The sequence below is a fragment of the Amycolatopsis sp. NPDC000009 genome (assembly GCF_055563465.1).
The window spans coordinates 338,371-345,677 of sequence record NZ_JBVHDI010000008.1 but is presented as its reverse complement, the minus strand read 5'-3'; the positions used below and the strand labels follow the sequence as shown (position 1 = coordinate 345,677).

Here is a 7,307-nt window from a genome sequence, read left to right as displayed (position 1 = left end):
TCGTCAACAACGCCATGATCACTATGATGACCAGGCGCCTGACCCGCCGAGAAAAGCGGGCCAGAACCACCTGACCAAGTTCCAAGACAGGCTCTTACAGCGGCGGGCGGACCCGGGTCGAGGTGGTGGTGAGTGGCGTTTCGGGTTCTGGCCGAGAGTTTCTCAGGTACCTACTGGCTCCGGCCGCCCTGATGCCGGGCCCGGCCAAGCCCAGCACCCCGGCAGAACACCACTCAGGCCGCGCCGACCTTGCGTTCGAAGACGAGGCCCTCGGCGGCACGCAGCCCGACGCTGATCGCGCCGGTCAGCACCCCGTCGTCGCCCAGTTCGCCCTGGACGACCGCCGGGACCAGGGGAGTGAAGGAGCGCAGGGCGCGGTCGATCGGGTCGAGCAGCAGATCGGCCGCGGTACCGATCCCGCCGCCGAGCACGATCAGTTCGGGGTCGATCACCGCCGCCACCGAGGCCACGGTGTACGCCAGCCTGTCGGCCTCCGCCTCGACGGCGCGCAGGGCGAGTTCGTCACCGTCGCGGGCGAGCCGGAAGACCTCACGGGCCGATTTCGCCGTGCCGAGGCCGAGTTCGCGCGCGCCGCGGACGACGGACTGCGCCGCCGTCGCCTCTTCGAGGTGGCCGCGGACCGGGGGCGAGTCTTCGCCTTCGCCCGCCGCGTGCGACTGCCCGTACGGCAGGTAGCCGATCTCGCCCGCCGCGCCCGTGGCACCGCGGAAGACCCGGCCGTCGACCATCACACCCATGCCGACGCCGGTGCCGATGGTGATGCAGCCGAACACCGACGCGCCCCGCGCGGCGCCGCGTTCCCATTCGCCGACGGCGGTCAGGTTCGCGTCGTTCTCGACCATGAGATCCGGGCCGAGGACGGCTTCGAGTTCGTCGAGCAGGCCCGCCTTGCCCCAGCCGGGCAGGTTCGGCGCGTGCCGGAAGCAGCGTTTGTCCGGGTCCGCGACGCCGGGGGAGCCGAGGACCCGCACGACGATGTCGGCCTGGCTCAGTCCCGCTTCGCGCACGGTCGCCGCCGCGAGGGCACCCACCGCGCTGACGAGCGCGGTGCCCGAACGCGAGGTGTTCCGCTCGTCACGGCGGGCGACGACGGTGTGGCCGAGGTCGGAGACGGCGACGCGGAGATGCTCGCGTCCGATGTCGACACCCAGGACGTAGCCCGCCGTGGGATCCGCTTCGTAGAGGACGGCGGACCGGCCGGTGCCGGTCGAGGTGTGCCCGGTCGCCCTGGCGAGACCGGCCGCTTCGAGCGCCAGTAACGCTTGGCTCACCGTGGGTTTCGAAAGTCCGGTGTCCTTGGCGACCTGGGGCCGCGTCGCCGGGCCGCTGCGGCGCAGGAGGTCCAGCACGGCGCGCTGATTGATCTTCCGCATCCCGGCGGGGGTGCCGACGGGTGGGTTTTCTGCGCCAACCACGAGCTTCGCCTCCTGTCGAACCAAGGTGTTCCACCAAAGTTATCCGGCTCCGGCCCGGAATGGGCAAGAAGGTTTACATTCGGTGGTCCCAGGCGACGATAAACGTGCCCGCGGCGCGGATCGCGCACGCCGCGCGCGAAAACCCGTGATTCACCCGGTATCCGGGCGCGTGCTCCCAGTGACCGGTAATGGTCTAGACCAAGAATTCAAGCGACGTGGCGGCTCGCCGGGCGCCGGAAACCCCGGTGCTGTCGGGGTCGTTCGGGGGCTTCGCCGGTTTCGTGGTCCGTTTCCGCGGTGTGGGAATCCGGGTAGCCTGCCGTCGTCGCCGGGCTGGGGCGGTGGCGCAGCCGGTGCTGCCGGTTCACCACGTACAGCAACAGCAGTCCGGCGACGACCAACCCGTGGGTGAGCACACGTCCGGCGGTCACCTGCCCGGTGACGAGGTCGCCCGCCGACAACGCCAGGAGGAGCGCGACGAAACCGGTCAGCGCGGGCAGCTGCCCGGACGCCGCCTTCGTGCGGACGGCCGCCCAGCCGAGGCCGACACCGACGGCGAGGTTCCACGCGCTGCTTTCATGTGAAAGGTGTCCGATCAGGGATTCCGTGCCGTGTCCCGCGGTGTGGTCTTCCACGCCCAGCAGCTGGGCGAAGGCGAGGCCGAGCTGTGCGATCGCGACCAGCGCGAGCGCGATCCTGGCAGGCCAGCCTTCGCTCGGCGGGGCGGGGGTGCGGTCGAGGATGACGGCGGTGAGGTCCGGGACCGCGGGAGCGGGCCGCAGGAGTATCGCCCGGTGCATCCGCTCGGCGCGCGAAAGCCACGAGCGGCACGCGGGGCAGCCCGCCACGTGCCGGTCGACCACCTCGGGCGGGGCGGGTTCGGTTTCGCCGTCGAGCCGGGCCGACAGGGCCTCGCGGCAGGTCTCGCACTTCACGTCTCACTTGTCGGGCGCGGGCCTGCCCCGGTTCCCGGGACGCTGCTACGTTTCTCGTATGGCCAGGCCGCGCAACCACGACGACGAGCGGGTGACCGAGCTCGCTCTCGCCGCCGCCCGCGGCGACCGGCGGGCGCTCGAGGACTGGGTGCGTGCCACCCAGGCCGACGTCTGGCGTTTCGTCGCGCACCTCGCCGACGTCGGCGCCGCGGACGATCTCACCCAGGAGACGTATCTGCGCGCGTTCGGCAGCCTGCGGCGGTTCGCCGGCCGGTCCTCGTCGCGGACCTGGCTCCTGTCGATCGCGCGCCGTGTCGTCGTCGACCGCATCCGGGCCGCTTCGGCGCGCCCGAAGCTCGCCGACGTCGACTGGGAGGCCACCGCCGAGCGCCGCGGCGCCCGCCAGGCCGAGGGTGTCGCCGGCTTCGAAGACCTGGTGGAGCTGCGGATGCTGCTCGACGGGCTCGACCCGGAGCGGCGCGAGGTCCTCGTCCTCACCCAGGTGCTGGGGCTGTCGTACGCCGAGGCCGCCGAGATCTGCGGCTGCCCGGTCGGCACCGTGCGCTCGCGTGTCGCCCGTGCCCGCGAGGACCTGCTCGAAGCGGGCCGGGAGCGCGACTCCATCTGACGCGAAACGCGGTTGTGGCGCGTCACACATTTGAGGCTGTCCACTGTCACCTCGTCACACAGATGGGGCGACCCGACTACTCCGCGTTGACTAGGCCGAATGCCGATGCCTAGCGTGTCGCCATCCAACCCCAGGCCGCGCGAGGGTCCCCGCCTTCTCCGCGCGCTCTCGAAGGGATCTTCCCGATGGCCAGTCCCACCACCGCTGAGGGCCACGGCAGTGAGGCTCCGGACCCCGGAGGCCTCGGCCGCCGCCGGTTCCTGACCTTCCTCGTCGCCGCGCCCACCCTCACGATCGCCACGAAGATCGGTATCGACTCCGTCGCGCCCGAAGAGGCCGAAGCCGTCATCCCGACCCCGCCGGGCCCGGCCGAGATCCTCGACCTCGGCGACGTGCTGATCCTGTCGAACGCCCCCACCGCCAACCTGCTCGTCCTCGAAGTCCGCGAAGACGGCCGCGTGCGGCTGGAACTGCCGCGGACCGAGGTCGGCCAGGGCATCACCACGGCGAACGCGATGCTGGTCGCCGAAGAAATGGACCTGCCGCTCGACCGCGTCGACGTCGTCCTCTCCGACGCCCGCTCCGAGCTGCTGTTCAACCAGCTGACCGGCGGCTCCAACACGATGCGCTCGCTCTACACGCCGGTGCGGACCGCGGCCGCCGCCGCGCGCGCCCGGCTGGTCGCGGCCGCCGCCCGGCAGTGGGGCGCCGAGGCCGCGCGACTGTCCACAAGGGACGGTGCGGTGATCGCGCCCGACGGCCGCCGGGCAGGCTACGGCACGTTGGCCAAGCCCGCCGCCCGCGCCGACCTCGGCAAGGTGACCGCGACCCCGAAGGCGGAGTCCTCGCATCGGCTGGTCGGCACGCCGCAGTCCCGCACGGACGCCCGCGCGATGGTCACCGGACAGCTGCAGTACACGCTCGACCTGGACATCCCCGGCGCGAAGCCGGTCATGGTCCGCCGCCCGCCGACGATCAACGGCACGGTGAAGACGGTCGACAACGAGGCCGCCGTCCGCGCGATGCCGGGCATCATCGACATCGCCGTGATCAAGACCGGGGTGGCGGTGATGGCCGAGACCTTCGGCCAGGCGCTCGACGGCAAGAACGCCCTCGACGTCACCTGGAACGGCGGCACCGTCGACGGCGAGAACAACGCGACGATCAAGAAGAAGCTGCAGGCCGCGGCGTTGCCGTTCGTCGTGCCGCCGCTGCTGACCCAGTACGTCGACGGCGAGTTCGACTTCGCCTTCGCCAGCCATGCCCCGTTGGAGACCAACTCGGCCGTCGCCGACGTCCGGGAGGACAGCGCGACCATCTGGTCCGGGATGAAGGTCCCGATCCTCGCGAAGCAGAACATCGCGCAGGAACTCGGCCTGCCGGAGAACAAGGTCACCGTGCACGTCCAGCAGGCGGGCGGCTCCTTCGGCCGACGGCTGTTCTCCGACGGCGCCATCGAGGCCGCACGCGCGTCCAAGGCGTTCAAGCGACCGGTGCGGCTGATGTGGAGCCGCATCGACGACATGCGCCACGGCCGCGCCCGCGCCGCGAGCCACCACAAGATCCGTGCCACCTTCGCGCTCGGCCAGGTGCTCACGTTCGAGCACCGTGTCGCCAGCGTGGAGACCGACTGGAGCCACGGGCTCGGCGAGGTCCTCACGGCGTTCGCCGCCGAACTGCCCGTCGGCGGCAACCTGAGCTTCGCGCAGACGGTGTTCCTGCTGACGGTGAAGTCGCCGTACAACTTCGGCGTCACGACGCAGCTGCTCAACGAGGTCCCGGTGGACTTCCACACCGGTGCCTGGCGGTCGGTGTACTCCGCGAGCACACGCGGCGCGGAAGAGATCATGGTCGACGAGATCGCCGCGAAGCTCGGCAAGGACCCGGTCGAGTTCCGGCGCGAGTTCATCAAGAACGAGCGGCAGCGCGCGGTGCTGGACAAGGTCGCCGAACTCGGCGAGTGGGGCAAGAAGATGCCCAAGGGCTTCGCGCAGGGTGTGGCCGTGCACGGCGAGTACAAGTCCTACACCGCCTGCCTCGTCGAAATGGACGCCCGGGACCCGAAGAAGCCACGCGTCACCAAGGCGACCATCGCGGTCGACGTCGGCAAGCCGATCAACCCGCGCGGTATCGAGGCGCAGATGCTCGGCGGCCTGACCGACGGCATCGCCACCACGCTGACCGCCGGTCTGCATATCGACAAGGGCCTGCCGCTGGAGGGCAGCTACTCGCAGTTCCACTACGCGCGGCAGAAGAACTCGCCGATGGACGTCAAGATCCACGTGATGCCGGAGACGGGCGAGATCGGTGGCGCCGGCGAGCTCGGTGTGCCCGCGCCGGTCGGCGCGATCGGGAACGCCTACGCGCGGGCGACCGGTATCAAGCCGCGCAGCTTCCCGATCAACTTCCCGATCGACTTCGACCCTTTCCCCCGCTGACTTTCCTTCCCCGCCAAGGAGTTCCGATGCCCAATTACACCTTCACGGTGAACGGGAAGACCGTCACCGTCGACGCGCCCGCGGATCTGCCCATGCTGTGGGCGCTGCGGGACAAGCTCGGCGTCCGCGGGCCGAAGTACGGCTGCGGGATCAACGTCTGCAAGGCCTGCACCAGCCACCTCGACGGCGAGGCGTTCAACCCGTGCGTGACGCCGGTGTCCGACTGCTCTGGCAAGGAGGTCACCACGATCGAAGGACTCGCCGACGGTGACGACCTGCACCCGGTGCAGGAGGCATGGCTGGAGCAGGACGTCGCGCAGTGCGGCTACTGCCAGCCGGGGCAGATCATGGCCGCGGTGGCGTTGCTGAAAAAGACGAAGAACCCGACCGACGCCGAGATCGACGCGATCCAGAACGTCTGCCGGTGCGGCACCTACTTCCGGATCCGCGAAGCCATCAAGAGCGCGGCCGCGAAGCTGTGAAATCCCGCCGGTGCGGCGGAAAACCCGATTTTCCGCCGCACCGGCGGCGCCCTCCGGTTTCGACGGGCCACCGCCGGGCAAGTCGTGTTAGATGACGTCCCCAGGGGCTCGACGAGGAGTCCCTGCCCCGGAGGACGTCCATGCACTATCGAACTGTGCTCCGCGAAGGCTCGGCCACCGTCGTCGCCGAACTGGCCGTGGAGGTCGAAAAGCAGCTGCCGGCGCTCATCGACAGCACCGTCGGGCAGATCCGTGCCGAGATGCCGGTGTACCGCGACGCGCAGTTCGTCAGCCTCGCCGAACTGCGGACGTCGGTGCGGAACAACCTCGAGTTCGTCATGCGGACCCTCCGCGGCACGGAGGAACCCGACCTCTCCCAGGCGAGGGCGACCGGGCGCGCCCGCGCGCTGCAGGGCGCGCCGCTGCCGGAACTCCTGCGGGCCTACCGGATCGGGCTCACCGAGGTGTGGAACCGGTTCGTCGACCTGACCGCTTCGAGTGAGCACAAGGACCTCCGCGGCCTCGTCGCCGCGACGTCGGCGATCTGGGCGCTGATCGACGACTACGCCGAGGCGCTGACGACGACGTACCGCGACACCACCGCCGAAGTCATGCTGGCGCACCAAAGCAGACGTTCCGCGTTGGTCGAAGCGCTGTTCGCCGGTGGCGCGGCCACCGAGGGCACGCTGTGGGACATCGCGCGCGTGCTGGACCTCTCGCTCGACGGGACGTATGTGGTCGTCGCCGCCGAGACCCCGCGTGTCGGGCACGAACCGTTGCCCCAGATCGAAAACCGGCTCCGCGAACGGCATCACGCGTCCGCCTGGCGGCTCACCCCGGACCTGCAGGTGGGTGTCGTCTCGATGCGGGATCCGGCGGCGTCGCAGGTGATCATCGAGCTGTTGCGGGACAACCAGACCGGCCGGATCGGGGTCAGCCCGGTGTTCACCGGCCTGGGGAACACCTCCCGCGCGCTGCACCTGGCCCGCGTCGCGCTCTCCAGCCTGCTGCCGGGGTCGACGGGAATGGTGCAGTTCAACGAATCCCCGCTGGCCGGCCTCGTCGCAAGCGCGCCGGAGGCGTCGGTCCAGCTCGCGCACCACGTGCTGCGGCCGATCCTGGACCTGCCCGGCGACGACCGGAACGTGCTCCTGCTGACGTTGCGGGCGTGGTTCGAATGCCAGGGTTCCACGAAACTGACTTCCGAGCGGATGTTCTGTCACCCCAACACGATCCGGCACCGGCTGAAGCGGATTTCCGAGGAACTGGGGCGTTCGCTGACCGACCCGGCCGACATCGCCGAACTCGGTGCCGCCCTGCGCGCGCTCCACATGTTCCCGGACACCTCGCATCTGCCCTCGCCGCGGGATCCGCTGCGCTAGGTTCCT

The 7,307-nt window shown here is 70.4% G+C and carries 6 protein-coding genes; 4 read left to right on the top strand and 2 right to left on the bottom strand.

Annotated features, from left to right (window positions below; genetic code table 11):
- Positions 1–233: 233 nt before the first annotated feature.
- Together ACZ3HL_RS23555 and ACZ3HL_RS23550 are read right to left on the bottom strand one after the other, a co-directional pair.
- On the bottom strand, positions 234–1,436 hold the full coding sequence (locus ACZ3HL_RS23555; RefSeq protein ID WP_465533666.1) for an ROK family transcriptional regulator: 1,203 nt from the start codon (positions 1,434–1,436) through the stop codon (positions 234–236).
- A gap of 206 nt (positions 1,437–1,642) precedes the next feature.
- On the bottom strand, positions 1,643–2,371 hold the full coding sequence (locus ACZ3HL_RS23550) for a zf-HC2 domain-containing protein (RefSeq protein WP_465418671.1): 729 nt from the start codon (positions 2,369–2,371) through the stop codon (positions 1,643–1,645).
- A gap of 58 nt (positions 2,372–2,429) precedes the next feature.
- Between ACZ3HL_RS23550 and sigC the strand changes: the two genes are divergently transcribed.
- From sigC to ACZ3HL_RS23530, 4 genes are all read left to right on the top strand, one after another.
- On the top strand, positions 2,430–2,999 hold the full coding sequence (gene sigC, locus ACZ3HL_RS23545) for an RNA polymerase sigma factor SigC (protein WP_126733658.1): 570 nt from the start codon (positions 2,430–2,432) through the stop codon (positions 2,997–2,999).
- A 185-nt stretch (positions 3,000–3,184) separates the two neighbouring features.
- Positions 3,185–5,437 (top strand): xanthine dehydrogenase family protein molybdopterin-binding subunit, encoded by a 2,253-nt coding sequence (locus tag ACZ3HL_RS23540; RefSeq protein ID WP_465533664.1) that lies wholly within the window; start codon positions 3,185–3,187, stop codon positions 5,435–5,437.
- 26 nt (positions 5,438–5,463) lie between these two features.
- Complete coding sequence (locus tag ACZ3HL_RS23535) at positions 5,464–5,919, top strand: (2Fe-2S)-binding protein (RefSeq protein ID WP_125684206.1); 456 nt, start codon at positions 5,464–5,466, stop codon at positions 5,917–5,919.
- Positions 5,920–6,059: 140 nt separating this feature from the next.
- A complete protein-coding gene (locus tag ACZ3HL_RS23530; protein ID WP_465533662.1) occupies positions 6,060–7,301 on the top strand; it encodes a PucR family transcriptional regulator in 1,242 nt (413 codons plus the stop codon).
- The last annotated feature ends 6 nt before the right edge of the window (positions 7,302–7,307 follow it).

Excerpts from the sequence above, each read along its gene's own strand:
- ACZ3HL_RS23530 (WP_465533662.1), top strand. The coding sequence starts at position 6,060 with ATGCACTATCGAACTGTGCTCCGCGAAGGCTCGGCCACCGTCGTCGCC.
- sigC (WP_126733658.1), top strand. The coding sequence starts at position 2,430 with ATGGCCAGGCCGCGCAACCACGACGACGAGCGGGTGACCGAGCTCGCT.
- ACZ3HL_RS23540 (WP_465533664.1), top strand. The coding sequence starts at position 3,185 with ATGGCCAGTCCCACCACCGCTGAGGGCCACGGCAGTGAGGCTCCGGAC.
- ACZ3HL_RS23535 (WP_125684206.1), top strand. The coding sequence starts at position 5,464 with ATGCCCAATTACACCTTCACGGTGAACGGGAAGACCGTCACCGTCGAC.